The 25,308-nt window shown below is 71.9% G+C and carries 21 protein-coding genes; 11 read left to right on the top strand and 10 right to left on the bottom strand.

Annotated elements, in window-relative coordinates; translation table 11 throughout:
• Positions 1-10: 10 nt before the first annotated feature.
• Positions 11-553, top strand: coding sequence for a hypothetical protein (locus O7602_RS29330; RefSeq protein ID WP_281585818.1), 543 nt, complete (start codon positions 11-13; stop codon positions 551-553).
• A 26-nt stretch (positions 554-579) separates the two neighbouring features.
• Complete coding sequence (locus O7602_RS29325) at positions 580-2,085, top strand: SPFH domain-containing protein (RefSeq protein WP_281585817.1); 1,506 nt, start codon at positions 580-582, stop codon at positions 2,083-2,085.
• Positions 2,086-2,144: 59 nt separating this feature from the next.
• On the opposite strand, the gene O7602_RS29320 is transcribed toward O7602_RS29325, so the two are convergent.
• Positions 2,145-4,169, bottom strand: coding sequence for a S8 family serine peptidase (locus tag O7602_RS29320; RefSeq protein ID WP_281585816.1), 2,025 nt, complete (start codon positions 4,167-4,169; stop codon positions 2,145-2,147).
• Between the two features lie 162 nt (positions 4,170-4,331).
• Positions 4,332-5,801 carry a CCA tRNA nucleotidyltransferase gene (locus tag O7602_RS29315; protein ID WP_281585815.1) on the bottom strand — a complete coding sequence of 490 codons (1,470 nt, stop codon included), beginning with the start codon at positions 5,799-5,801 and terminating at the stop codon, positions 4,332-4,334.
• Between the two features lie 132 nt (positions 5,802-5,933).
• Here O7602_RS29315 and murJ point away from each other — a divergent pair, with 132 nt between their 5' ends.
• The 7 genes from murJ to O7602_RS29280 all read left to right on the top strand — a co-directional run bounded on the left by murJ (position 5,934) and on the right by O7602_RS29280 (position 14,081).
• Positions 5,934-7,679 carry a murein biosynthesis integral membrane protein MurJ gene (murJ, locus tag O7602_RS29310; protein WP_281585814.1) on the top strand — a complete coding sequence of 582 codons (1,746 nt, stop codon included), beginning with the start codon at positions 5,934-5,936 and terminating at the stop codon, positions 7,677-7,679.
• A gap of 354 nt (positions 7,680-8,033) precedes the next feature.
• Positions 8,034-9,641: a protein kinase family protein gene (locus tag O7602_RS29305; RefSeq protein WP_281585813.1), complete on the top strand. Its 1,608-nt coding sequence runs from the start codon at positions 8,034-8,036 to the stop codon at positions 9,639-9,641.
• Positions 9,638-10,342: an RNA polymerase sigma factor SigM gene (gene sigM, locus O7602_RS29300; RefSeq protein WP_281585812.1), complete on the top strand. Its 705-nt coding sequence runs from the start codon at positions 9,638-9,640 to the stop codon at positions 10,340-10,342. The genes O7602_RS29305 and sigM overlap by 4 nt, the downstream gene beginning before the upstream one ends.
• A complete protein-coding gene (locus O7602_RS29295; protein ID WP_281585811.1) occupies positions 10,339-11,304 on the top strand; it encodes a hypothetical protein in 966 nt (321 codons plus the stop codon). Before sigM ends, O7602_RS29295 begins: the two co-directional genes overlap by 4 nt.
• Positions 11,305-11,448: 144 nt before the next feature.
• Positions 11,449-12,402, top strand: coding sequence for a thioredoxin-disulfide reductase (trxB, locus tag O7602_RS29290; RefSeq protein ID WP_281585810.1), 954 nt, complete (start codon positions 11,449-11,451; stop codon positions 12,400-12,402).
• Between the two features lie 29 nt (positions 12,403-12,431).
• Positions 12,432-12,755, top strand: coding sequence for a thioredoxin (gene trxA, locus O7602_RS29285; RefSeq protein WP_281585809.1), 324 nt, complete (start codon positions 12,432-12,434; stop codon positions 12,753-12,755).
• Between the two features lie 165 nt (positions 12,756-12,920).
• Positions 12,921-14,081, top strand: coding sequence for an N-acetylmuramoyl-L-alanine amidase (locus O7602_RS29280; RefSeq protein WP_281585808.1), 1,161 nt, complete (start codon positions 12,921-12,923; stop codon positions 14,079-14,081).
• Between the two features lie 6 nt (positions 14,082-14,087).
• On the opposite strand, the gene O7602_RS29275 is transcribed toward O7602_RS29280, so the two are convergent.
• Positions 14,088-14,753 (bottom strand): GNAT family N-acetyltransferase, encoded by a 666-nt coding sequence (locus tag O7602_RS29275; RefSeq protein ID WP_281585807.1) that lies wholly within the window; start codon positions 14,751-14,753, stop codon positions 14,088-14,090.
• A 292-nt stretch (positions 14,754-15,045) separates the two neighbouring features.
• On the opposite strand from O7602_RS29275, the gene O7602_RS29270 reads away from it, so the two are divergent.
• Entirely contained in the window at positions 15,046-16,359 is a 1,314-nt protein-coding gene (locus O7602_RS29270) for a PLP-dependent aminotransferase family protein (RefSeq protein WP_281585806.1), read from the top strand.
• 7 nt (positions 16,360-16,366) lie between these two features.
• A complete protein-coding gene (locus O7602_RS29265) occupies positions 16,367-17,359 on the top strand; it encodes a D-alanine--D-alanine ligase (protein ID WP_281585805.1) in 993 nt (330 codons plus the stop codon).
• A gap of 39 nt (positions 17,360-17,398) precedes the next feature.
• Here the strand turns inward: O7602_RS29265 and O7602_RS29260 are convergent, their stop codons facing one another.
• From O7602_RS29260 to yidD, 7 genes are all read right to left on the bottom strand, one after another.
• The gene (locus tag O7602_RS29260) at positions 17,399-18,361 is read right to left on the bottom strand and encodes a hypothetical protein (RefSeq protein ID WP_281585804.1); all 963 of its coding nucleotides are present in this window, start codon (positions 18,359-18,361) and stop codon (positions 17,399-17,401) included.
• A 1,043-nt stretch (positions 18,362-19,404) separates the two neighbouring features.
• Complete coding sequence (locus tag O7602_RS29255) at positions 19,405-20,457, bottom strand: ParB/RepB/Spo0J family partition protein (protein ID WP_281585803.1); 1,053 nt, start codon at positions 20,455-20,457, stop codon at positions 19,405-19,407.
• A gap of 27 nt (positions 20,458-20,484) precedes the next feature.
• Positions 20,485-21,831: an AAA family ATPase gene (locus tag O7602_RS29250; protein WP_281585802.1), complete on the bottom strand. Its 1,347-nt coding sequence runs from the start codon at positions 21,829-21,831 to the stop codon at positions 20,485-20,487.
• A 243-nt stretch (positions 21,832-22,074) separates the two neighbouring features.
• Positions 22,075-22,851, bottom strand: coding sequence for a 16S rRNA (guanine(527)-N(7))-methyltransferase RsmG (gene rsmG, locus O7602_RS29245; protein WP_281590606.1), 777 nt, complete (start codon positions 22,849-22,851; stop codon positions 22,075-22,077).
• Positions 22,852-23,225: 374 nt separating this feature from the next.
• Entirely contained in the window at positions 23,226-23,819 is a 594-nt protein-coding gene (locus tag O7602_RS29240) for a R3H domain-containing nucleic acid-binding protein (protein ID WP_281585801.1), read from the bottom strand.
• A gap of 216 nt (positions 23,820-24,035) precedes the next feature.
• Positions 24,036-25,025, bottom strand: coding sequence for a membrane protein insertase YidC (gene yidC / locus O7602_RS29235; RefSeq protein WP_281585800.1), 990 nt, complete (start codon positions 25,023-25,025; stop codon positions 24,036-24,038).
• 3 nt (positions 25,026-25,028) lie between these two features.
• A complete protein-coding gene (gene yidD, locus O7602_RS29230; RefSeq protein WP_091567651.1) occupies positions 25,029-25,268 on the bottom strand; it encodes a membrane protein insertion efficiency factor YidD in 240 nt (79 codons plus the stop codon).
• Positions 25,269-25,308 lie beyond the last annotated feature (40 nt).

The raw sequence follows: 25,308 nt of genomic DNA, 5'->3' as shown, positions 1-25,308 counted from the left end.
GACGCAGTGGATGTTGCACAACCCGGCTACCGTGCAGGTCGTGGCCACAGGGACGCTCATCTTCCTGATCATCGGCGGAGCCGGGGTCGGCGTGCTGACGCTCGCTCTGCTCGGCTCGGGAGTGCTGCACCTCGGCCAGCCGGACGTGGACGGGCCGGTGTCGCTGGAGGCGGTCGCCGGGTTCACCGGAGCGTTCGGGTTCGGCGCCGCGATCGTCAACGAGCTGCTCGGGGCGCGTACCCCCGGAATGATCGTGGCGGCGGTGGCCGGCGGCGCGCTCGCCGCCGTGCCCACCGCCTGGCTGGCGGCCCGACTGAGCCGCGCGGCCCGCAACATGCGCACCGATCCCACCCCCACCCGGGACCATCTGGCCGGCGCGGTCGGCCTGGTCGTGACCCCGATCCCCGCCAGCGGCTACGGCGAGGTCCGGGTGCGGCTCGCCGGCCAGCCGGTCAAACTCAACGCCCGTGCCGACCGGCCGCTCGCGGTCGGCGCCCGGATCTTCGTGGTCGAAGCACTGAGCGAAACCAGCGTGCACGTCGAGACCTACTGAAACCCTCAGCACAGACGGGAACCCCCATGCCCCTGCTCGTCGCCATCGGCGGCGCGGTCCTCCTCGCCGTCCTGCTCATCTTCTTCGTGCTCTCCCGGATCAAGGTGGCCGGGCCGAACGAGGCGTTCATCGTCACCGGCCGCAAGGGCCGGACCACCCAGACCGCCGAGGGCATCCGATCCACCGACATGTCCGGGCAGAAGGTCGTGCTCGGCGCCTCGGTGTTCGTGCTGCCGGTGGTCCAGAAGCTCCAGTCCCTCGACCTGTCCAGCCGGCGCATCGACGTCGGCATCCGGGGCGCGGTGAGCAAGCAGGGCATCCGCGCCGACCTGCACGGCGTCGCGATCGTCAAGGTCGGCGGCACCGAGGACGCGATCCGGGCCGCCGCCCAGCGCTTCCTGCACCAGCAGGACGAGATCGACAACTTCACCCGGGAGGTGCTGGCCGGCGCGCTGCGCTCGATCGTCGGCCGGCTCACCGTCGAGGAGGTCATCCGGGACCGGGCCGCGTTCGCCAGCGCGGTCGCCGAGGAGGCCGAGCACTCGATGACCAACCAGGGTCTGGTGCTGGACACGTTCCAGCTCCAGGACATCCTGGCCGAAGGGTCGTACCTGGCCGACCTGGGTCGGCCCGAGGCCGCCCGGGTGCTCAAGGACGCGGCCATCGCCGAGGCCCGCGCCCGGCAGGCCGCCGAGCAGGAACGGCTGCTCGCCGAGGAGGCGATCGCCGAGGCGAACCGCAACCTGTCGCTCAAGCAGGCCGGCATCCAGGCCGAGATCGACGCGGCGAAGGCGAAGTCGGCGGCGGCCGGTCCGCTCGCCCAGGCCGAGCGGGACCAGGCCATCCTCTCCGAGCAGCAGAAGGTGGCCGAGCGCAACGCCGAGCTGAAGCAGCGTCAGCTCGACACCGAGGTGCGCAAGCCCGCCGACGCGCAGCGGTACAAGGTGGAGCAGGAGGCCGAGGCCAACCGCAACGCGGCGGTGCTGCGCGCCGACGCGGAGCGGCAGGCCACCATCGCCGCCGCCCAAGCCGTCGCCGAGCAGTCCCGGCTCACCGGTGAGGGTGAGCGGGCCCGCCGCGCCGCGCTGGCCGAGGCGAACGCGATCGAGGGCGCCAAGGAAGGTGAGGCGGAGCAGCGCCGGCGTTCCGCGATCGCCGAGGCGGTCGAGCGGGAGGGCCAGGCCGAGGCCGCGGCCATCCTGGCGAAGGGCCAGGCGGAGGCCGACGCGATGGCCCGCAAGGCCGAGGCGTTCGCCGCGTACGGCGAGGCCGCGGTGCTGGACCTGCTGGTCAAGGTGCTGCCCGAGGTGGTCGGCGCGGCCAGCGCCCCGATCGGCGCGATCGACAAGATGACGGTCATCTCCACCGACGGCGCCTCGTCGCTCACCAAGTCGGTGGCCGGCAACGTCGCCCAGGGCCTCCAGCTCGGCAGCGACCTGACCGGCATCGACCTGGCCGGGCTGCTCGCCCGGCTGGGCAGCGCGCACACCAACGGCAAGACCACGGTGGACGGCAGCACGGTCAACCCGTGACGTACGACGGCGCCCGCCGGTTCCCGAGGGGAGCCGGCGGGCGCCGTGCGTGGTACGGGTCAGAGCGCGGCGAAGATGAACTTCTCGTCGGTGCCCAGGCCCAGGGTCTCGCTGTCCCAGTCGATGGTGCGGCTGGCGATCAGCTCGCCGCCGCCGGTGACCGCCTTGCCGTTGGCGTTCGCCCGCAGGTAGACCGAGCCGTCGGCGTTGTAGTCGAGGAAGTCGTAGACCTCCCAGTTGCCGATCTCCGTGCCCCGGGCGATAAGCGGCTTGTTGCCGGCGCTGTCCGCGGTCACGAACTTGTTGTTGACGAGCGCCCGCAGGCTGAAGAAGCCGTCACCGACGCTCACCACCTCGAACTTCTCCCAGGCGCCGACCGTGGCGCTGCGGGCGATCAGCGGTTTGCTGCCGGCGCTCTCCGCCGTCACGTAGCTGCCATTGGCCACCGCCTTGATGCCGACGACCGGGGCGGGCGCGTCGAAGTCGAACTTCTCGGCGGTGCCGATGGCCGCCTTGCTGGCGATCAGCGGTGAGGTGGCGCTCGGCGCGGTGACGTACTTGCCGTTGACCGCCGCCTTGAGGCTGACGCTGCCGTCGTTGTTGTCGGCGATCTGGAACTTCTCCCAGGCGCCGATGGTGTCGGCGCGGGCGATCAGCGGCTTGTTGCCGGCGCTGTCCGCGGTCACGAACTTGTTGTTGACGGTGGCGCGCAGCCCGTACAGGCCGTCGCCGGCGTCGACCACGTCGTACTTCTCCCAGGCGCCGACCGAGGTGCCGCGCGCGACGAGCGCCTTGTTGCCGGCGCTGTCCGCGGTGACGTGCAGGCCGTTGATCCGGGCCTTGAGCCCGTACGCGGACCGGACCGTGGCCGGGGTACCGACGTGCAGGAGCCGGTCGAGCGAGCCCATGGTGTCGTGCACCGCGCCGCTGACGCCGGTGGTGACGAGCGAGTTGCGCACCTGCTGCGGGGTCCAGGTCGGGTGTGCTTCAAGCGCCAGCGCGGCGGCGCCCGCGACGTGCGGAGAGGCCATCGACGTGCCGCTGAACGAGACCGAGCCGTTCGTGGTGCCGGCCTTCGCGGACACGATGGCGGTGCCGGGCGCGAACGTGTCGAGGCAACTGCCGTAGTTGGAGAACCAGGCCCGGAAGTCGATCTGGTCGGTCGCGCCGACCGTGATGGCGGGCGCCACCCGCGCCGGTGAGACCCCGCAGGCGTCCTGCATGCTGTTGCCGGCCGCGACCGCGTAGGTGGTGCCGAGGGCGATGGACCGGGTCAGGGCGACGTCGACCGCCTCGTCCACGCCGTTGAATCCGAGGCTCATGTTGGCCACGGACGGGCCGGTGGCGTGCTCGGTGACCCACTCGATGCCGGCGACGATCTGCTCGCTGGTGCCTGTGCCCTCGCAGTTGAGCACCCGGACGGCGACGAGCGCGACGTCCTTGGCGACGCCGTACTTCGTGCCGCCGAGGGTGCCGGCCACGTGCGTGCCGTGCCCGTCGCAGTCCTGCGCGACGTCGTCGTCGTCGACGGCGTCGTAGCCGTAGCTGGCCCGCCCGCCGAAGTCCTGGTGGTCGATGTCGATGCCGGTGTCGATGACGTAGGCGGTCACTCCGGCACCGGTCGCCGAGTAGGTGTACGTGCCGTCGGCCTTCGCGCCGAGCTGGTCGATCCGGTCCAGGCCCCAGGGCGCGTCGTCCTGGGTGCCGTTGGCCTGCCAGCGCTGGACCTGCTGGACGAACTCGACGTCCGGGTCCGCGGCCAGGCGCTCGGCCTGCCGGCTGTTCATGCTGGCGGAGTAGCCGTTCAAGGCCTTGCCGAAGACCCGGCGGACGGTGCCGCCGTGCTCACCGGCCAGGGCCGACGCGGCGGACTTCACCCTGGCCGGGCTGACCTTGCCATCCTTGAGGACGACGATGTAGCGGCCGGGCACCGCCCCGGCCGTGTCGGTGCCCCGGACCGGGGCCCGCTTCGGACCCGGGTCGGCCGAGGCGGCGCCGCCCGAGGCGGCGCAGATGATGGAGGTGGCGGAGGTGAGAGCGAGCCCCACCAGCGCGGAGCGGCGCAGCACGCCGTGACGTGACACTGAATAGTCTCCCCGTGTCCAGCGACCGTCCGATGCGGACGGGCGGATGCGATCAGGACAGCCGCACCCGTCGATCCGGGTGGGCTGGTGATGACCTTCATCATGCGGGAGACATCGACCGACACGCGTCAACCTTTCGGTCGACACGCCGCCGTATCGTCGTCACTCTCGGTCGAGGATGCCCTCGACGCGCGCCCAACGCAGCAACTCCGCCTCGGCCTCGTCGCGGTCCAGCGGCCCGCGCTCCAGGCGCAACTCCTTGAGGTGCTGCCAGGCGCGGCCGACCACCGGCCCCGGCGGTACGCCGAGCAGCTCCATGATCGCGTTGCCGTCCAGGTCGGGGCGGACCCGGGCCAGGTCCTCCTCGGCCGCGATCCGGGCGATCCGCTCCTCCAGCGCGTCGTAGTCGGCGGCGAGCTGGGCCGCCTTGCGACGGTTGCGGGTGGTGCAGTCGGAACGGGTCAGCTTGTGCAGCCGGGACAACAGGTCACCGGCGTCGGTGACGTACCGCCGCACCGCCGAGTCGGTCCACTCGCCCCGACCGTACCCATAGAAGCGCAGGTGCAGCCCGACCAGCTTGACCACCTGGGAGGTGACGTCCTTGGGATAGCGCAGCGCCTTCATCCGGGCCTTGGTGAGCCGGGCGCCCACCACCTCGTGGTGGTGGAAGCTGACCCGGCCGTCCGAGCCGACCGCCTTGGTGCCGGGCTTGCCGACGTCGTGCATCAGCGCGGCCATCCGCAGCACGAAGTCGCAGCCTTCGGACTCCATCGACATGGCGTTGGTGACCACGGTCAGCGTGTGCTCGTAGACGTCCTTGTGCTGGGCGTGCTCGTCGATGGTGAGCTTGAGACCGGTCAGCTCCGGCAGGAAACGCTCGGCCAGGCCGGTGTCGACGAGCAGGCGCAGCCCGGTCACCGGATCGGCTCCGCACAGCAGCTTGGTGAACTCGTCCCGGATCCGCTCGGCGGTGATCCGGTCGAGGTCGCCGGCCATCCGGGCCATCGCGGCGCGGACGTCGGGGTGGACGGCGAAGCGGAGCTGGGCGGCGAACCGGGCCGCGCGCAGCATCCGCAACGGGTCGTCGCGGAACGATTCCTCAGGCGTGCCCGGGGTACGGATGATCTTCGCGGCGAGGTCGGCCAGGCCGCCGTACGGGTCGGTGAACCGGTGCTCCGGGAGGCTCACCGCCATCGCGTTGACGGTGAAGTCGCGGCGCTTCAGGTCCTCGGTCAGGCTGGTGCCGTACCGCACCACCGGGTTGCGGCTCACCTGGTCGTAGACCTCTGCCCGGAAGGTGGTGATCTCCAGGTTGAGGCCGTCGCGCTGGCAGGCGATGGTGCCGAACTCGCGGCCGGTCTCCCAGATCGACTCGGCCCAGCCCCGGATGACCTTCACGGTGTCGTCCGGGTGGGCGTCGGTGCAGAAGTCCAGGTCGTTGCCGAGCCGGCCGAGCAACGCGTCCCGGACCGAACCGCCTACCAGGTGCAGTTCGTGACCGGCTCGGGCGAAACGCCGGCCCAACTCGTCGGCGACCGGGGAGACGCGGAGCAGTTCGGCGACGGCGTTGCGCTGCGCGGCGGTCAGCTCGGGGCGAGCGGCGGCGGAAGCGGCGGCGGAGGCTTCGGACATGGGATCGCCAGCCTATCGGTCGCGGGGTGGATCGACCGCGCCGGGCGTGGGTAACGGGCCGAGGTTGACTAAGGTTCCGGTTGTGCGGGGTCGGCGGGGCCGGGCTCCGACGTACCCCTTGGAGGCTGGGAGATGAGCGGCGGCGGGCTCTACCGCAGCGCGAACGCGCACGACGGCGGCCTGCCGCCGGACGACGGCGCCACCTTCATCTCGGCGGAGCCGCTGAACCAGCCGGGCGTCGAGGCGGTCGCGCCGCCCCAGGAGGTGGTCGCCGAGACCAGCGCCGCCGCGAACAGCGCGGTGATGGCGGTCGGCAGCCTGGTCAGCCGGGGTACGGGGTTCATCCGCAACCTGATGATCGGGGCCGCGCTCGGTGGCGCGCTCGTCGGTGACGCGTTCACCACGGCTCAGTTCCTGCCGAACCAGGTCTACGAGTTCCTGCTCGGCGGCGTGCTCACGAGCGTGCTGATCCCGGTGCTTGTCCGACGGCGCAGGACCGACCCGGACCGGGGCGAGGCATACTCCCAGCGGCTGCTCACGCTTGCCGTGCTGGCGCTGGCCGCCACCGTGCTGATCGCCCTGGTCGCGGCCCCCGCCCTGACCGCGATCTACGCGGGCGGCAAGGACGAGAACTACCGCGGCCTGGTCACCGGCCTGTCGTACCTGATGCTGCCGATGCTGTTCTTCACCGGCGTGAGCGCGTTGATCGCCGCGGTGCTGAACACCCGTGGGCACTTCGCCGCCCCGATGTGGGCGCCGATCCTGAACAACCTGGTGGTCATCGGCGTCTGCGCGCTCTACATCGCGGTCTTCGGCGCGAAACTGATCCAGCCCGACGAGATGGGCTGGAGCCGGATCCTGCTGATCGGTGGCGGCATGCTGCTCGGCGTCGCGGTCCAGACCGCCGGCCTGCTGCCCGCGCTGCGCAAGGTCGGTTTCCGGTGGCGGTGGCGGTTCGACTTCCGCACGCTCGGCCTGCGTGAGCTGGCCCGGCTCGGCGGCTGGATGTTCTGCTACGTCGGGGTCAACCAGCTCGGTCTCTTCGTGGTGGTCAACCTGCTCACCCGGGCCGCCGGCGGCGACAACGCCGGCCTGTTGATCTACAACAACGTCTTCCTGCTGCTGATGATGGCGAACGGCATCATCGCGGTGTCGATCATCACCGCGCTGATGCCCCGGATGAGCGCGGCTGCCGCCGAGGGCCGCTTCGGTGACCTCACCGCCGACCTGTCCCGGGGCACCCGGATGGTCACCGCGGTGCTGGCCCCGATCGCGGTCTGCTACGCCGTGCTGGCCGCCCCGATCTCCGTCGTGGTGTTCCGCTACGGCGCCTTCACCGGCGCGAACGCGGTGGCCACCTCGACGGTGCTGCTGGTCGCGGCGCTCGCGCTGGTGCCGTTCGCGGTCAGCCAGCTCTTCACGTTCGCCTTCTACGCGCTGCCGGACACCCGCACCCCCGCGCTGATCAACATCCCGGTGGTGATCCTGCGCGTACTGCTCCAGGTGGGCCTCTTCCTGATCTTTTCGAACACGTTCGCGGCGTCCGGGATGATGCTCGGCAACGCCGTGTCGTACCTGGCCGCGGCGATCATCTCGGCCATGCTGCTGCGGCCCCGGGTGGGCCGGATCGGCCTGGGCCGGATCATGGGCACCCTCGGTCGGGTGGTGGTGGCCGCGCTCGGCGCCGCGTTGGCAGGTGTGCTCGTGGTCGCGGTGCTCCCGGGCGACCCGGAGCAGTTGAGCTGGTTCGCCGCCGCGGCCCAACTCGTGATCGGCGGCGCGGTGATCGGCGGTACCTACCTCGGGCTGGCCATGCTGCTGCGGATCGGTGAGATCACCGAAGTGGTGGGGATGGTGCGGCGGCGACTCGGGCGCTGAAACCATCGGTGACCGACGGTGAACGAGGATCACCAGGTTGGGGATACGGCTGTGGATAACTCGGAATTCCGCCGTCCAGTGGACCCCTCGGCCTGTGGATAACCAACCGTACGGACGAGGGTGCCCCGGCTGAGAGGGGGAAACCACGGGCACGCCACACCGGTACGCCCCTACGTCGATCACTTGCCGTCAACCTCTAGATTGGCGGTGCGTGTCCGCGTGACTGGCTTGTCGCCGGCCGCAGCGGGAAGATGACATGTCGGAGAACCGGGCATCCCGGGTAAGGTCGCTCTCGACGGGTACGTCCGGCGTCGCCGACCGTGCCGGTTCCACCGAAGCCAGAGCGGGAAACACATGCCCAGCAGCACGGGTCCATCGATCGACACGATCACCGAGGGAGGACGGGTGACCCAGGTCGGCGAGGGTCAGGAAGCGGAGGAGACCTCTCCCGCGGTCGTGACCCTCGGTGCTCCCACCGTCGGTGAGCTGCTCGCCGAGCGCTACGAGCTGGTCGAGCACATCAACAACGACAGTGCCGGCCGGCTGGTCTGGCGCGGGGTCGACGTGGTGCTGCGCCGTCCCGTCGCGGTGGTCCTCCGCTACCCGGGCGGTGACTCCGCCACCGAGATGCTCCAGGCCGCCGTCGCGGCGAGCCGGGTCATCCACCCCAACCTGGTCGGCGTCTACGACGCGATCGACGAGGACGACCGGGCGTACGTGGTCCGCGAGTGGGTGGACGGCCAGTCGCTGCGCGAGATGGTGGCCGCCGACGGCCCGCTGGACCCGGCCCGCGCGACCGCGATCGGCAACGCCGTCGCCAGCGCGCTCGCCGCGGTGCACGCCACCGGCATGGTGCACGGCAACCTCCACCCCGGCACCGTCATGATCAGCGACGACGGCCGGGTGGTGCTGGCCGACGCACGCACCGACGGGGCGGACAGCCAGGAGAACGACCTGCGGGCCGTGGGCGGGGTGCTCTACTTCGCCCTGACCGGCCACTGGCCGCACGGCGAGGCGCCGTTGCACGGCGCCACCGCGGGCCACGGCCGGGCCGCTCTCCCCGACGCGGTCCGGGACGCCGGCGGTGGCATCGCCGCGCCGCGGCAGGTGCGCGCCGGCGTGCCCGCGTACCTCGACGACCTCACCATGGACCTGCTCGACCCGGAGATCGCCCCGCCCTCGTCGGACGTGCTGTCGGCGGAGCTGAGCCGGCTGGACATCCCGGCCGACGAGCAGTTCCTGGAGCAGGCCGGTCCGCTGCGTTTCACGGCCGAACCCGGCGAGGAGCCGTCGCCGCTGGCCGCCGCCGGTGGCCGCAAGGTCGCGCTGGGCATCGCCGGCCTGCTGGCGGTGGCCCTGGTCGGGCTGCTGGTCGGCATCAGCGTGCTCGGTGGTGGCGACAGTGACAAGGAGCCGGTGGGCCAGCCGTCCAGCAGCGCTCCCGCCGAAGGCGGCAACAGCGAGCCCGCGACGCCGTCCGCCCGCAAGCTCGTCATCCAGGACGTCCGGATCATCGACCCGGACAGCAGCAAACGGGACGAGCTGAACGACGTCGAGAAGGTGATCGACGGCGACTCCGACAAGGGCTGGGAGACCGACACCTACACGGCGGCCAAGTTCGGCAACTTCAAGAAGGGCATGGGCGTCTGGGTTGACCTGGGCGCGCCCCGCACGGTCAAGTCGCTCCAGGCCACCCTGTCGACCTCCGGCGCCTCGGCCGAGCTACGCGCCGGCGCCAAGGACTTCCCGTCCACCTCGCAGGGCGACAAGGACCTCGTCGCGGCCTACTCCACCGTGATCGGGCAGCCGTTCGAGGACTCCGGCACCACCATGATCTTCAACGGGTTCGACCCGGCCCAGAAATACCAGTACCTCCTCCTCTGGATCACCGAGCTGCCGAAGAAGGACGACGGCAGCGGCTGGAAGGTAGGGGTCCAGGAGATCACGGTCCAGGGCTCGTGAGCCGTACGCCGGCGATCCACGACGGCCCGCCGGCCGGTTCCGACCTGGAACTGCTCCGGGCCCACGTCGCGGGCGACCGGGACGCCTTCACCGAGCTGTTCCACAGGCACCGCGACCGGCTCTGGGCGGTGGCCCTGCGGACGATCGGTGACCGCGAGGAGGCGGCCGACGCGCTCCAGGACGCGATGCTGTCGGCGCACCGCGCCGCGGCCCGGTTCCGGGGCGACTCGGCGGTGACCACCTGGCTGCACCGGATCGTGGTCAACGCGTGCCTGGACCGGATGCGGCGGCGGCAGACCCACGCCACCGTCCCGCTGCCGGACGGCGCGCACGGCGACGGGGGACGACACACAGGTGGCGTGGAACCGGCCGCGCCGGTCCAGGACCACGACACCGCGCTCGTGGTCCGGCAGGCGCTCGCGGCCCTGCCGGCGGAGCAGCGGGCCGCGCTGGTCCTGGTCGACGTGCAGGGCTATCCGGTGGCCGAGGTGGCCCGGATCCTCGGTGTCGCCGAGGGGACGGTGAAGAGCCGGTGCGCCCGCGGCCGTGCTCGGCTCGCCGTGCTCCTGGGGCACCTGCGCACCGGGTCCGACGACGCCCCGGACGTGCCCCGCGTCACCGCGGGGAACCACCGGCCGTCCCAGGGCGTCGGATCCTCGTCGGGACGTGCCCGGCCGGACGCCAGCCAGGAGGAGCCGTGAGTTCCCGGGAGTTCAGCGAGGTCGACCACGACCTGCTCGCCGACTATCTCGGCGGGGCGCTGGAGGGCACCCCCGAGCAGGTGACGGTGGCCCGGCTGGTCGAGCGGGACCGGGCCTGGGGAGCCGCTTACGCGGACCTGACCCGCGCACTCGACCTGGTGCACGCCGATCTGGCCGGCCTCGCCGGGGCGCCCGCGCCGGAACTGCCGGCGACGGTTGCCGAGCGGATCACGGCCGCGCTCGCCGGCGCCGGCCCGGCCGCCGACCACAGGCCCACCCCGGTGGACCGGGACGGAACGCGGGTCGTCGTACCGGCGCAACCGGGCCGGGCCACCCGCCCGCCCGGGGCGGCGACCCAACCCGAGGGGCACACCGGGCCGGGGCGACGCTCGCGGCGCTGGGCCCGGCTCGCCGGGCCGGTGGCGCTGGCCGCGGCCTCGGTCGCCGCCGTGGGTCTCGGCGTCGGCCGGCTGGCCGACTCGGGCGGCGACAGCGGTACGGCGGACCGGACGGCCGGCGAGGCGGCGCCGATGGCCGCCGCGCCGTACCGGACCACCGGACCGGCCCTACACAGTGGCGCCGACTGGACCCCGGAACGCCTCGCCGGCGGCAACTCGCCGAAGGCGAACCGGCCGGAGGTCGCCGGCCCGTCGGATGCCTCGGCGGCCGGCGGCGCGGACGCGCCCCGGACGAACCAGAAATACCGCCTCGGTGAGGTCGGCGGGCTGGACCGGCTCGACCGGCCCGAGGCGCTGGCCGCCTGCCTGACCGCGATCGGCGTCGAGCACGGCGGCGCTCCGCTCACCGTCGACCTGGTCGACTACGCCCGGTTCCAGGGCCGCCCGGCGCTCGTGGTCACGTTCTCCGACGCCGGTGGCACCCGCTGGGGGTGGGTGAGCGGCCCGGAATGCGGTGTACCCGGGTCCGGCGCGGACACCCGCTTCCGTACGCGGGTAGGGTGAAACCGCGGTCACCGGCTTGTCCCGCGACGTGACGTGACCCACCGGATGACCGGCTCGGGAATCCCCCCTTCGTACGATGACGTTCTGCAAGTCAGTTGTCGGCGTCGCTGAGTCGCCGGCGAACACACACTTCGGGAGACGGCAGTGGACGAGGTCCGCAACCTGATCATCATCGGCTCCGGCCCGGCCGGCTACACCGCGGCGGTCTATGCCGCGCGCGCCAACCTCAAGCCGCTGGTGATCGAGGGCGTGCAGTCCGGTGGCGCGCTGATGACCACCACCGAGGTGGAAAACTTCCCCGGCTTCGCGGACGGCATCCTCGGCCCCGAGCTGATGGACAACATGCGCAAGCAGGCCGAGCGGTTCGGTGCCGAGTTCCTCACCGACGACGTGACCCGGGTCGAGCTGAAGGACACCGGCGAGATCGGTTCCGACGCGGTGAGCACCGTCTGGGTGGGCGAGACCGCCTACCGGGCGCGGGCGGTCATCCTCTCCACCGGCTCGGCCTGGCGCCCGCTGGGCGTGCCGGGCGAGCAGGAATACCTCGGCCACGGCGTGTCGTCCTGTGCCACCTGTGACGGCTTCTTCTTCCGCAACCAGCACATCGTGGTGGTCGGCGGCGGCGACTCGGCAATGGAGGAGGCGAGCTTCCTCACCCGCTTCGCCGAGTCGGTGACGATCATCCACCGCCGCGACTCGTTCCGGGCCAGCAAGATCATGGCCGAGCGGGCGCTCGGCAACGAGAAGATCAAGGTCGAGTGGAACACCACGGTCGAGGAGATCCTCGGCGACGACGGCAAGGTCAGCGGCGTACGGGTGCGCGACGTGCACACCGGCGAGACCAAGGTGCTCGACGTCACGGGTGTCTTCGTGGCGATCGGCCACGACCCGCGCAGCGAGCTGTTCCGCGGTCAGGTGGCACTCGACGACGAGGGGTACGTACAGGTGCAGGCGCCGAGCACCCGCACCAGCCTGCCCGGCGTCTTCGCCGCCGGCGACGTGGTCGACCACACCTACCGGCAGGCCATCACGGCGGCCGGCACCGGCTGTGCCGCCGCGCTCGACGCCGAGCGTTTCATCGCCACCCTGCAAGACTGAAATTTTTCCGGTTCGGAGGAGGGTTCATAGTGGGAGCAACCAAGGCGGTCACGGACGCGAGCTTCGCGGCCGACGTGCTGAAGTCCGACAAGCCGGTTCTGGTCGACTTCTGGGCGGAATGGTGCGGTCCGTGCCGCAAGGTCTCGCCGTTGCTGGAGGAGATCGCGGGCGAGATGAGTGACCAGGTCACCATCGTCAAGCTCAACATCGACGAGAACCCCGAGACGGCCCGCACCTACCGGGTGATGTCCGTGCCGACGCTCACCATCTTCAAGGACGGTGAGCCGGTGCAGTCGATCGCCGGCGCCAAGCCGAAGGGTGAGCTGGTCAAGCTCATCGAGTCGGCGCTCTGAGCCGCACCCGACACCGCCGGAGCCCTCGTCACCCCACCCGGGTGACGAGGGCTTCGGCGTCCTGACCTGCGCGAAGACGAACCCTGAGGGTAACCGGCCACGGTACGCTCCGTAGGCGTCCGCCGGAGCTCCGCCTCCGCCGACGCCCGTACAGAGGGGGTCGTCGTGCGTCCGATCCGACCCGGTGACCGAGGCCCCGCGGTGGCCGAGGTCCGCACCGTCCTCGCCGGCCTGGAACTCCTCCCCGCGGACGGCCGGGCCGACGCCTACGACGCCGAGACGGAACGCGCGGTCCGCGCCTTCCAGCAGTCCCGCGGCCTCAGCGTCGACGGGCGCGTCGGCGCGGAGACCTGGCGGGCGCTCGACGCGGCCCGCTGGCGGTTCGGCGCCCGCGCCCTCTACCACGCCGTGCCCGAGCCGCTCACCGGCGAGGACGTCCGGTCCCTCCAGGAACGCCTGCTGGAAATGGGGTACGACGTGGGCCGCGCCGACGCCATCTACGGCCTGCGCACCTCCCGCGCGGTGGCCCAGTTCCAGCGCGAGATGGGCCTGAAACCGGACGGCGCGTGCGGCCCGCACACCGTCAACGCGCTGCGCCGCCTCGGCCGCAAGGTGGTCGGCGGCCGGCCGCAGTGGCTCCGCGAGTCCGACGCCATCCGCCAGGCCGGACCGACGCTCGTCGGCCGGACCGTGGTGATCGACCCGGGCCACGGCGGCACCGACCCCGGCGTGGTGGTGCCCGACGGGGCGCTGCGCTGGAGCGAGGCCGACCTCGTGCACGACCTGGCCAGCCGACTGGAGGGCCGGCTCGCGGCGGCCGGCGTACGGGTGCAGCTGACCCGGGGGCCCGCGCCCCGGACCTGCCTGCCGGACGCGGACCGCGCCCAACTCGCCAACTCGCTCGGCGCCGACGTGTTCATCTCCCTGCACACCGACGGGCACGCCAACCCGGAGGCCGACGGGGTCGCCACCTACCACTACGGCACCGACAACGGCGTCACCTCGGCCACCGGGGAACGCCTGGCCGGGCTGGTGCAGCGGGAAATCGTGGCCCGCACCGGGCTGCGCGACTGCCGCACCCACGCCAAGGCGTGGGACCTGCTCCGGCTCACCCGGATGCCGGCGGTCCGCGTCGAGGTGGGTTACCTGACCTCACCGGACGACCGGAGCCGGCTCGTCGACCCCCGGTTCCGGGACCGGGTCGTCGAGGCCATCGTGGCCGGGGTGCAGCGGATGTACCTGCCGATCGAGCGGGACGTGCCGACCGGCTCGATCGACGTGAGCGAGCTGCGGGCGGCCGTGGCCGCCGGCACCGTGGTCGACTGAGCCGGGTCAGCTCATCGAGCGGGTGGCGGGCGCCGGACGGACCGGCCGCAGCAACGTTTCCGGGCTCATCGACCCGAGGAGCTTCTCCAGCGCGTACTCCACGTCGGACTTCCAGCTCAACGCAGTACGCAACTCCAGCCGCAGGCGCGGGTAGCGCGGATGCGGGCGGACCGTCTTGAAGCCCACCGACAGGAAGAAGTCGGCCGGCGCGACGCAGGCCCGGACCGGCCCGTCCCCGTCGTCGCCGAACTTCGCGTCGCCGAACGCCTCGATCGCCTTGATGCCGCGCTTGGTGAGATCCCGGGCCACGCCCTGCACCAGCATCCGGCCCAGGCCGCCGTCGGCGAAGGCGGGGACCACGTGCGCCGTCATCAGCAACGCCGCGTCCGCGGAGACCGGCGACGTGGGAAAGGCCATCGAACGCGGAACGTACGCGGGCGGCGCGTACATGACGAAACCGGCAGGCATGCCGTCGACGTAGACCAGCTTGCCGCAGGAACCCCACTCCAGCAGCGTCTGGGAGACCCAGGCCTCCTTCTCCAGCCCGGGGTCACCGGCCGCGCAGGCCCGCTCCGCGGAGACCGGATCCAGCTCCCAGTAGACGCACCGCCGGCAGGATCCGGGAAGGTCCTCCAGGGTGTCCAGGGTCAGGCTGACCAGACGTCGCGACATGAGCGCACCCCACCCAACAGTCTCGGAGCGCCGGCCACCGCGGTGTCCCGCCGCCCTCGTGCTCCCGACGAGCGATCGTACGCCCCCGCCCGGCGCTACGGGAGTGGAACGCGCGGACACCCACGCCACCGGCGGACCGCGGTCCGGGATGTGGACGTGTCCGGATGGTGGGGTTCCACCCCGGTCACCTGCGACTACGATCGACCAATCGGCCGCGCGCCGCCATTGGACGCCGGCATCGCGGGTACCACACCGGGCGGCAGCCCCGCCGACACCCGACCGAGGTGATGTCATGACCGGCACGACGCTCGACGACTACACCGACCGGTACGCACGGCGCGTCCGGGGGATGACCGCCTCCGAGATCCGGGCCCTGTTCGCCGTCGCCAGCCGGCCGGAAGTCGTCTCCCTCGCCGGCGGCGCCCCCTACATCGCCGCGCTGCCGCTCGACGCGGTGGGCGAGATGCTCGGTCGGCTCGGCGCCGAACACGGCACCACCACCCTCCAGTACGGCATCGGTCAGGGCACCCTCGAGCTGCGCGAGCGGATCTGCGAGGTGATGTCCCTCTCCGGAATCGACGCGTCCTGCGGCGCCTCCCCGGAGGACGTGGTGGTGACCGTCGGCGGCCAGCAGGCGCTCGACCTGGTCGCCCGGCTCTTCCTCGACCCGGGCGACGTGGTGCTCGCCGAGGGCCCGACGTACGTCGGCGCGCTCGGGGTGTTCCAGGCCGCCCAGGCCCAGGTGGCACACGTGCCGATGGACGACGAGGGCCTCATCCCGGAGGCACTTGAGGTGGCCATCGCCGACCTGGCCCGCGCCGGCCGGCGGGTGAAGTTCCTCTACACCATCCCGACCTACCAGAACCCCACCGGCGTGACGTTGAGCGAGGAGCGGCGGGAACGGGTGCTCGACATCTGCGAACGCGCCGGCCTGCTCGTGGTGGAGGACGACCCGTACGGTCAGCTCGGATTCGAGGGCGAGGCGCCCGCGCCGCTGCGGGCCCGGCGGCGCGACGGCGTCTTCTACCTGGGCACGTTCTCCAAGACCTTCGCCCCGGGCCTGCGGGTGGGCTGGATCCTCGCCCCGCACGCGGTCCGCGACAAGCTGGTCATCGCCAGCGAGGCGCAGATCCTCTGCCCGAGCGGTTTCGCGCAGGCCGCCGTCTCCACCTACCTGGGCACCATGCCCTGGCGGGAGCAGCTCAAGATCTACCGGGAGGTCTACCGCGAGCGCCGGGACGCGCTGCTCGACGCGATGGCCGACCTGATGCCGTCCGGCACCACCTGGACCACGCCCGGCGGCGGCCTCTTCGTCTGGGCGACCCTGCCCGACGGGCTCGACGCCAAGGCGATGATGCCGCGGGCCGTCGCCGCCCGGGTCGCGTACGTGCCGGGCACCGGCTTCTACGCCGACGGCACGGGCACCGGCAACATGCGGCTCAACTTCTCCTTCCCGCCGCCCGAGCGGATCCGGGAGGGCGTCCGCCGGCTGTCCGGGGTGATGGAACAGGAGATCGCCATGCGGAAGGTCTTCGGGGCGGTCGCCGGCACCGGACCGCGCCGGCGGCAGGGCGGCTCCGACGCGCCCGGTCCCGACTTGGCATGATGCCCGCATGGCCGTCAGCCCTGCCACACCCGTGACCGATCCCGCCGCCGACGAGCTGCACGTGCTGGTGCTCGCCGGCGGCCTCTCCTACGAGCGGGACGTGTCGCTCCGCTCCGGCCGCCGCGTACTCGACGCGCTGCGCACGGTAGGTGTGGAAGCGGAGCTGCGCGACGCCGACATCGCGCTGCTGCCCGCACTGACCGCCGACCCACCGGACGCGGTGGTGATCGCCCTGCACGGCGCCACCGGCGAGGACGGCTCGCTGCGGGGTGTGCTCGACCTCTGCGACGCGCCCTACGTCGGCTGCGACGCCCGTTCCTCCCGGCTGGCCTGGGACAAACCGTCGGCCAAGGCCGTGCTGCGCGAGGCCGGCATCCCCACGCCCGACTGGGTGGCGCTGCCGCACGACCGCTTCTCCGAGCTGGGCGCGGTCGCCGTCCTGGACCGGATCGTCGACCGCCTCGGCCTGCCGTTGATGGTCAAGCCGGCGCAGGGCGGGTCCGGCCTGGGCGCCGCCGTGGTCCGGGAGGCCGCGTCCCTGCCGGCCGCCATGGTCGGTTGTTTCGCGTACGACCAGACGGCGCTTGTGGAACGCTACGTGCCCGGGATGGACGTGGCGGTCTCGGTGCTCGACCTGGGCGAGGGCCCCCGGGCCCTGCCCCCGGTCGAGATCGTGCCCCGCAACGGCGTCTACGACTACGCCGCCCGCTACACGGCCGGCCGCACCACCTGGCACGCGCCCGCCCGGCTCGACGACGCGACCACCACGCGGCTGACCGAGGTGGCGCTCGCCGCGCACACCGCGCTCGGCCTGCGCGATGTCTCCCGCGTCGACCTGATCGTCGACGCGGAGGGCCAGCCGCACGTGCTGGAGGTGAACGTCTCTCCCGGCATGACGGAGACGTCGCTGCTGCCACTGGCCATCCAGGCGGCCGGGCTCGACTTCGGCCGGGTCCTCGGCACCTTGGTGAACCGGGCCGCCGCCCGCCGCTCGGCCTGACTCTGCCGGGTCACCCGCCCTCTGCCGGGTCGGCCGCCCTCAGCCGGCGCTGCCTGGCCCGGACGCCGTGGGGCGCCCGACGGCGTTGGGCGTCGTCCCGTCGTCCTCGCCGGTGGCGCGCTCCGCGCTCGTGTTCGCGTCCTCGGACGCGGACTCGTCGTGCCGCCCGCGCCCGCCACGGTCGTCCGGGTCCGGGACGTCCTCTCCGCTGGCGTCCTCGGCGTCTTCCTCCGCCCGAGCGCGGCCGTCGTCGGACGGGTCGTCGTCGGTAGTCGACCCGTTCTCCGTGTCCCCTACGGTCTCCACCGCTTCGGCCGGATCGGATTCCGGAATCTCGTCCGCTGCCTCGATCACCGAGGCGGCTTCCTCCTCGGGCTCCTCGGCCGCGCTCTCTGACGACGGCGAGGAAAGGCTCGACGGCGCCTGCCACTGGATGCGCGGCGGTTCCGCGAGCGGGCGACCACCGAACTCGGCGAGCCACGCGGCCACCATGGCGAGGTTCTCCCGCCACCGTTCCTCGGAGATCGGCGGCAGGATCGAGTCCCACAGCGACAGGAACGTGCCCCGCAGCTGCAACCGCCCGTAGGGCCGGGCCAGGAACCACATGTGCAGGTGCGCGGAGCCGTCGCCCCACCGGTTCACGTGTACGCGGGCCACGCCGTCCAACGAGCGGATCGCCCGCTCCAGGCGGACCGTCATCACGCCCAGCTCGGCGGCCAGCAGATTCGGCAGGTCGCCGAGGTCGAGGTGGGAGCGGGACTCCAGGATCAGGACCATCGGTAGCCCGGTGGGCCGGTCCATGGTGCGGACCCGCCAGCGCTCACCGACCCAGATGTACGCCTCGTCGGGCGCATTGCAGGCGGTGCACTCCCGGTCCGCCTCGCCCCGGCGAGGAGGTTCGACAGGTACGGGGTCGTCGAGCTGCTTGACGCGGATATCGCCCTCGAACGGGAAGGAGGGCCACTGGGTGAAGTCCGGGACTGAGGGAGGGGTGTCCTGCACGACGCTGACCCTAACCGAGTTGGCGACGCCTGTCCCTACCCGCACCCGCTGCGGATCGGCTCGGGGCCAGACAATCCACAGCGGTTGTCCACCGAGTTGTCCACAGGGTGCCGAGATCACCACCACAGCGCGTCATCCACAGCTCAGCAAGGGTTTCCGCGAGTTGTTTCACGTGAAACGACGCGGCCCTGTGGACAACCGCTGTGGATAACTTCCCGGGCTTCCCGGTGCTGGCTCTTCTGTCCAACGACTGAGCCGCCGATCCGCATCGGGGCGGCCCCGACTTTGTTTCACGTGAAACGCGCGGCGCTCCAGGCTCGTGTTCACGCCTCCCACTCGCTCAGCAACCGGAGGACAGGTGCGGAAAGCTGAGCCTTGATCCACTCCACCACGCCGAAGTCGTTGCATCCTGGGGATCGGGGTGCAGCCACTTCCCCGAGCCGGTGTGGATCACCTGGCGGGAGTGTCCGTTCCGAACGGCAGGCCCCACATAGCTGCCGGCCGGATGGCGTCCATGCCGATGCGGCCCTGAGCCATACCCCTATCCAGGACGGTGGGCACTCCTTCGCTCGTCGGTCACAAGCACCGGGCGGGGCAGGCCCCGACTCGACGGCTCGCTGATCCGCCCTACGACGGCTGGACACGCATCCTCACGCCTCGCCGGCCCGGCCACGCGAGAGCTGGGCCGGATCCCCGCAGCGGCCCGCCCACGCCCCTTTGACTGCACCTGCCGTCGCCCCCGGCAACCCCAGCGGCACTCCGCATATTCCGTCGTACTGACCGAAGATGTGCCGTGCCCGGCCACCCCAGTGGCTCGGATACCGCCGATGCGCGAGGCCGCTGGCGACGGCGACGGCGCGTCGCTGAGATTAGGAGAAGACCCACGACACCCGCACGGCTCGCCTTCGTTTCACGTGAAACGAAGGCCCCCCGCCCGGTATGCGGTCGAGCCATCGAACCGGCAGGTACCGGGGCATCGGACCGGAACGGCACCGGCCGCACCCCCTTGCGGGCGGCGCGGCCGGGACGGCGGTGCGGGACAACTAGCCCTCGGGTTGTTCCTCCTGGCCCACCCCGATGATGCCGACGATCCGCTCCAGGTCGTCGACGGTCGCGAACTCGATCGTGATCTTTCCCTTGCTCCGGCCGATGTCGACCTTCACCCGGGTGTCGAACCGGTCGGAGAGCCGGTCCGCGAGATCGGAGAGCGCCGGGGCGTGGGCCTTGGTCCGGCGTTGGGCGGCAGGCGCCTTTGCCGGCCCCTCAGCGAGCGCCAGAGCCACCAACTCCTCGGTCCCGCGTACCGATATGCCCTCGGCGACGATCCGCGTGGCGAGCTTCTCCTGGGACTCGGAGTCGTCGAGGCTGAGCAACGCCCGGGCGTGACCGGCGGAGAGCACCCCGGCGGCGACCCGGCGCTGCACGGCGCCGGGGAGGTTCATCAGCCGGATCGTGTTGGAGATCTGCGGCCGGCTGCGGCCGATGCGCCGCGCCAGCTCCTCGTGTGTGGCCCCGAACTCCTCCAGGAGCTGCTGGTAGGCCGCCGCCTCTTCGAGCGGGTTCAGGTTGGCGCGGTGGATGTTCTCCAGCAGGGCGTCCCGGAGCATCGCGTCGTCCTTGGTGTCCCGGACGATGGCGGGAATGTTCTCCCGGCCGACCGCCTGGGCGGCACGCCAGCGCCGCTCGCCCATGACGAGTTCGTACTTCTCCTCGTCGAGCTGCCGGACGACGATCGGCTGGAGGAAGCCGACCTCCTGGATCGAGGTCTTCAACTCCTCCAGCGCCTCTTCGTCGAAGACGTGTCGGGGCTGCTTCGGGTTCGGCACGATGGCGTCGACCGGGATCTCGGCGAAGCGGGCGCCGGGCACCGGGCTCAGCTCGTACCCGGACGCGGGCTCGGGCTCGGCGGCCGGGGCCGTCCCGCCGCCTCCGACCGCACCGGTCACGGCGGCGGTCGCGCCGGCGACCGCAGGAGCCGGAACGGTCGTACGGGTGGTTTCCCCCTCGCCGGTCGCCGGATCGGTGCCCGGTGCCGGCCCGGTGGGGATCAGGGCGCCGAGCCCTCGGCCCAGACCGCCCCGAGGACGGTTCTTCATGCGACGCCTCCCAGCGACTTCTGCGCACTACGCATTCCGGCTCACCGGCTCCTTGGCCCCTCGCTCAGCGATCTCCTGGGCGGCCTCGAAGTAGCTCGTGGCACCCCGCGAACCGGGATCGTAGGTCATCACCGACTGGCCGTAGCTGGGTGCCTCGGAGACCCGCACGTTGCGGGGGATCACGGCCTGGAGCACCTTGTCGCCGAAGTGGTTCCGGACGTCCTGCTCCACCGCGTCGGCCAGCCGGGTACGCCTGTCGTACATGGTCAGGAGGATGGTGGACACCTCGAGCTTCGGGTTCAGGTGCTGGCGTACCAGGTTGATGTTGTTTATCAACTGGTTGAGGCCCTCAAGCGCGTAGTACTCGCACTGGATCGGGATCAGCACCTCCTGCGCGGCCACGAGCGCGTTGACGGTCAGCAGGCCGAGCGAGGGCGGGCAGTCGATGAAGACGTAGTCGAAGTGGCCCGGGTACGCCTCGATGGCGCGCGACAGGCGCGACTCCCGGGCGACCACCGAGACCAACTCGATCTCGGCGCCGGCCAGATCTATGGTCGCCGGCACACACCACAGGTTGGGGATGCCCTCGACGGTCTGGGCCACCTCTTCGAGTGGCACGCTGTCGATCAGGCAGTCGTAGACGTCCGGCACGCCGGTGTGGTGCGGCACGTTCAGACCTGTGGACGCGTTCCCCTGCGGATCGAGGTCGACCACGAGCACGCGGTTGCCGTGCAGCGCGAGCGCCACCGCCAGGTTCACGGTGGTGGTGGTCTTGCCCACGCCACCCTTCTGGTTGGCGACGCACATCACCCGGGTCCGATCGGGGCGGGGCATGGAAACCTCGCCACTGGGATTCAGGATCTGCACGGCGCGCATCGCCTCCATAGCCAACGGTGGGTCATCCTCTTCGCGCGTCGGGGTTTCACGTGAAACGTACGTGCTGGCCGGGTTTTCTTCCCCGTACCCGTCGGTCGGTGGCGTGTCGGACGGCGGTGCCGTCGTCTCGCCGGTGTCGGGGGCGGCCTGGTGCGGTACGGCGGAGACCGGCGGCTGCGGTTCGTAACGAGCGGGGACCGCGACGTTCGCGCGGGCCGCCGGGGGCCGGGGAGTCGGGGCGTTCACCGGGCCGTCGCTCGGATCGCGCGGTTCGCGGGCCGGCGGCACGTTGGCCGGCACGGACGAGGTCGGCCGCAGGGCACCCGCCGGTAGCGCCTCCGGCCGGCGGGCCGGCTCGGTGGGGCGGTGCGAGGACTCGTCACGGGGATGATTCACCGCCCACTCCTGGTAGCTGGTTTCACGTGAAACGGAATCGTCGGGTGAACGCCCGTCGGCTCCGGTCAGCCGTGGATCGTCGTACCTGCCGTCGTCATGCACCTGTCATCCCTACCCGCTCCGGATGGTCGGTCCGCACCCGTCAATCGGCCTCCGCGCGGTGCGCGGTGTCATCGGCCCGGCGGGAACGATCGGGTCGGGTGCCGCCCGGCACCGCCGCTCCACACTATCGACGCGCGGTCAGCCTACGGCCGACGGGCGCGGCGGGTCCATGTCGGGTTGTGATCGATCCGGTCACGTCCCACCGGTCCAACGACCGGATGGGCCTTCGGGCGGCGTGGCCGGTCAGCGATCCCGGTTGCGACCGCCGCGGTTGCGACCGCCGCGCGAACGCTTCGGCTTCTTCGGCTTGCGTGGGTTGACCACCCGCTCCCGCACCACCTCGATCACCGTCGCGGCGGGCTCGATCACCCCGACGCCGCAGCGGTGCAGTTCGGGCTCGCCACCGCCGAGCCGGAGCACGGCCTCGGCGTGCTCGGTCATCTCCTCGGCCGCGGAGGCGCCCTTGAGCGCCACCAACCGACCGCCGGGCACCGTCAGCGGCAGGCACCAGGCGGCGAGCCGGTCCAGCGCGGCCACGGCGCGCGCGGTGACGATGTCGGCGGACAGCGGCTCGCGGTCCCGCGAGCCGGCCGCGGCTTCATCGGCCCGCCCACGGAACACCCGGACGGTACGGGTCAGCCCGAGCTGCTGCACCGCCTCGACCAGGAAGGAGACCCGTCGGGCGAGCGGTTCGACGAGCGTCACGGTGAGATCGGGTCGGGCGATCGCCAACACCAGGCCGGGCAGCCCGGCCCCGGAGCCCACGTCGATCACGCTGGCACCCTCCGGGATACGCTCCGCCATCACCGCGCAGTTGAGCAGGTGCCGGTCCCAGAGCCGGGGCGTCTCGCGGGGACCGATCAGGCCCCGGAGCACGCCCTCCGTAGCAAGCAGTTCGGCGTACGCGGCGGCGAGGTCGAGCCGGTCGCCGAAGAGCGCGCGGGCGGCTTCCGCCAACTCGGGCGGCAGGGACGCGGCGGCCGGGTCGACCGGACCGGAGGAGGGGGACGAACCATCCATCGTGGACACCTCGGCGACCGCCTCCGGCCCGGCGAAGGACGGCTCGGTCACGGCGTCCGGCTCGGCGAAGACCGGGTCGACCGCACCCGCGGGCGTCTCCGGTCCGGCGGGTTCCGCGATCGCCGGCGGTTCGGCGGAGAAGGCCGGCGCCACCACGGTGGCCCCGGCGGGCTCCACGCCTGGCACCTCCGCCGGTTCGCCGGAGAAGTCGGGCTCGGCCGGGGTCCCGGGCGGATACGGCGTACCGTCCGGGGAGTCCTCGTCGGAGAAGACCGGTTCGGGAGTCGCGTCGGGCCGTACAGCCGACGGCCCGGGCGGCGTACCACCCGGGCCGGCCACGGCGTCCGCCGTCGTGTCGTCGGAGACCACTGACCTCAGTCCACCGGCCGGACGACGATACGACGGTTCGGCTCCACGCCCTCGGACTCGCTCTCCACGCCGCTCATCGCGTTGACCACGTCGTGCACGCACTTGCGCTCGAACGCGGACATCGGCTCGAGGCGTACCGCCTCGCCGTGTTCCTTGACCTTCTCGACCGCGTTCTTGGCGACCGCGGCCAGCTCCTTGCGGCGCGCGGCCCGGTAGCCGCCGACGTCGAGCAGCAGACGGCTCGGCGTGCCGGTCTGCCGGAACACCGCGAGGCGGGTCAGCTCCTGGAGCGCCTCCAGGGTGGCGCCGCGCTGGCCGACCAGGCTCTGGAGGCGACCGCCGACCACCTCGACGACCGGCCGGCCGCCGGAGACCAGCTCGTCGATGTCGCCGTCGTAGTCGAGGATGTCCAGCAGGCCCTCGACGTAGTCGGCGGCGATCTCGCTCTGCCGGAACAGGTCGCTGTCGGCCGGGGCCTTCTTCTGCCGGGTCTCGGTCGCGTCCTCCTCGGGCACGTCCTCCTCGGTCCCGGTGGAGGTCGCCTCGACGGTCTCCTCGTCCACGGGCTGGTCAGCGCTGGGGATGCTGGTGTCGGTCACGGTCTCATCTCCGTACTCGCTCGGCCGGACCGTCGAGGGTCCGCTGGTCTCCCGAGGGCCGGCGGGACGTTCGCCGGATGCCCCTCGGGCACGTCCTACGGGCGTTCCGCCCCTGACCGCGCGGTGCGCGGCGGTTCCGGCCCGGCGCCGACTCTCGGTCGCAGCTCGGGGACCGGACGGGCCACCGCCGTTCGCGGCGGTGGCCCGGGAGGGTGTTCAGCCCTGTCGCTTGGCGGGGCGCCCACCACTCTTCTTCGGGTTGACCGGCTTGGCGCCCGGCTTCGGCCCGGCCACCTTCGGCGCGGCGGCCGGGGCCTTCGCCGCCGGCTGCGCGGTCTTGCGGCCGAGCAGTCCACCGGTCTTGGCCGGCTGCACCGGGCTCTTGCCGCCGGTGGTGGTGTTCTTCTTCGGCGGCACCAGCGGCGGGAACTTCCGCAGCACCCACTGCTGCTGGCCGAGCGTGAAGAGGTTGTTGGTGACCCAGTAGATGATCACACCGATCGGGAAGATCGAACCCGAGACCAGCAGCGAGACCGGGATGCCGTAGAGCATCAGCCGCTGCACCATGCGCTGCTGCGGGTCCTCGGCCCAGCCGGTCTTCAGGATCATCTGACGGCTCGTCAGGTAGGTCGTGGCGATCATGATGAGCACCAGGACGCCGGCGATCAGCTTGACCGTGTTGGTGTTCGCGCCCAGCGGCGCCAGGTCGGCGGCGGTGGAGCCGAACCGGCCGGAGATCGGAGCGGTGAAGAGCTTCGCGCTGGAGGCGCTGTTGAACTGGTCGACGGTCCAGCCGTAGAGCGTCTTGCCCTGGTTCTCCGGGTTGAGCCGCTTGAGGGTGTGGAACAGGCCCAGGAAGACGGGGATCTGGAGGAACATCGGAAGGCAGCCCATCAGGGGGTTGGCCTTTTCCTTCCGGTAGAGCTCCATCATCTCCTTCTGGAGCGTCTCCCGGTCACCCTTGTGCTTCTCCTGGAGCTCCTTGACCTTCGGCTGGAGCGCCTGCATGGCACGCTGCGACTTGATCTGCTTGACGAAGACCGGGAACAGGATCACCCGGACCGTCACCACCAGGAAGATGATGGCGAGGATCCAGGCCCAGTTCGTGCCGATGACCGCGCCGACCGGCACCCCGATGGCGTCCCAGGCCGAGTGCCAGGTCAGCAGGATCCACGAGATCGCGTAGTAGATCCAGTCGAGACTCAATTCTCAGGCTCCAGTCACGTCGGCACGGCGGCGATCGCCCGGCTCCGGCACCGGGTCGTGACCACCTGGGTGAAAGGGGTGGCAGCGCGACAGCCGCCGGACCGTCAGCCAGGCTCCCCGCAACGCGCCGTGCCGGGACACCGCCTCCACGGCGTAGGCACTGCACGACGGGTAGAACCGGCAGCGGGCCGGCAACGCCGGACTTATCCACCGACGGTACGCGATGATGGGCGCCAGCAGCATGCGGGCACCGGTAGTCGGCGACGGAGTCGAGGTCCCCCCG

Origin of the sequence: Micromonospora sp. WMMD1128 (assembly GCF_027497235.1) — a bacterium.
Taxonomy (GTDB): Bacteria; Actinomycetota; Actinomycetes; order Mycobacteriales; family Micromonosporaceae; genus Micromonospora.
The sequence above is the reverse complement of the archived record's forward strand: the minus strand, read 5'-3'. Positions and strand labels throughout refer to the sequence as shown.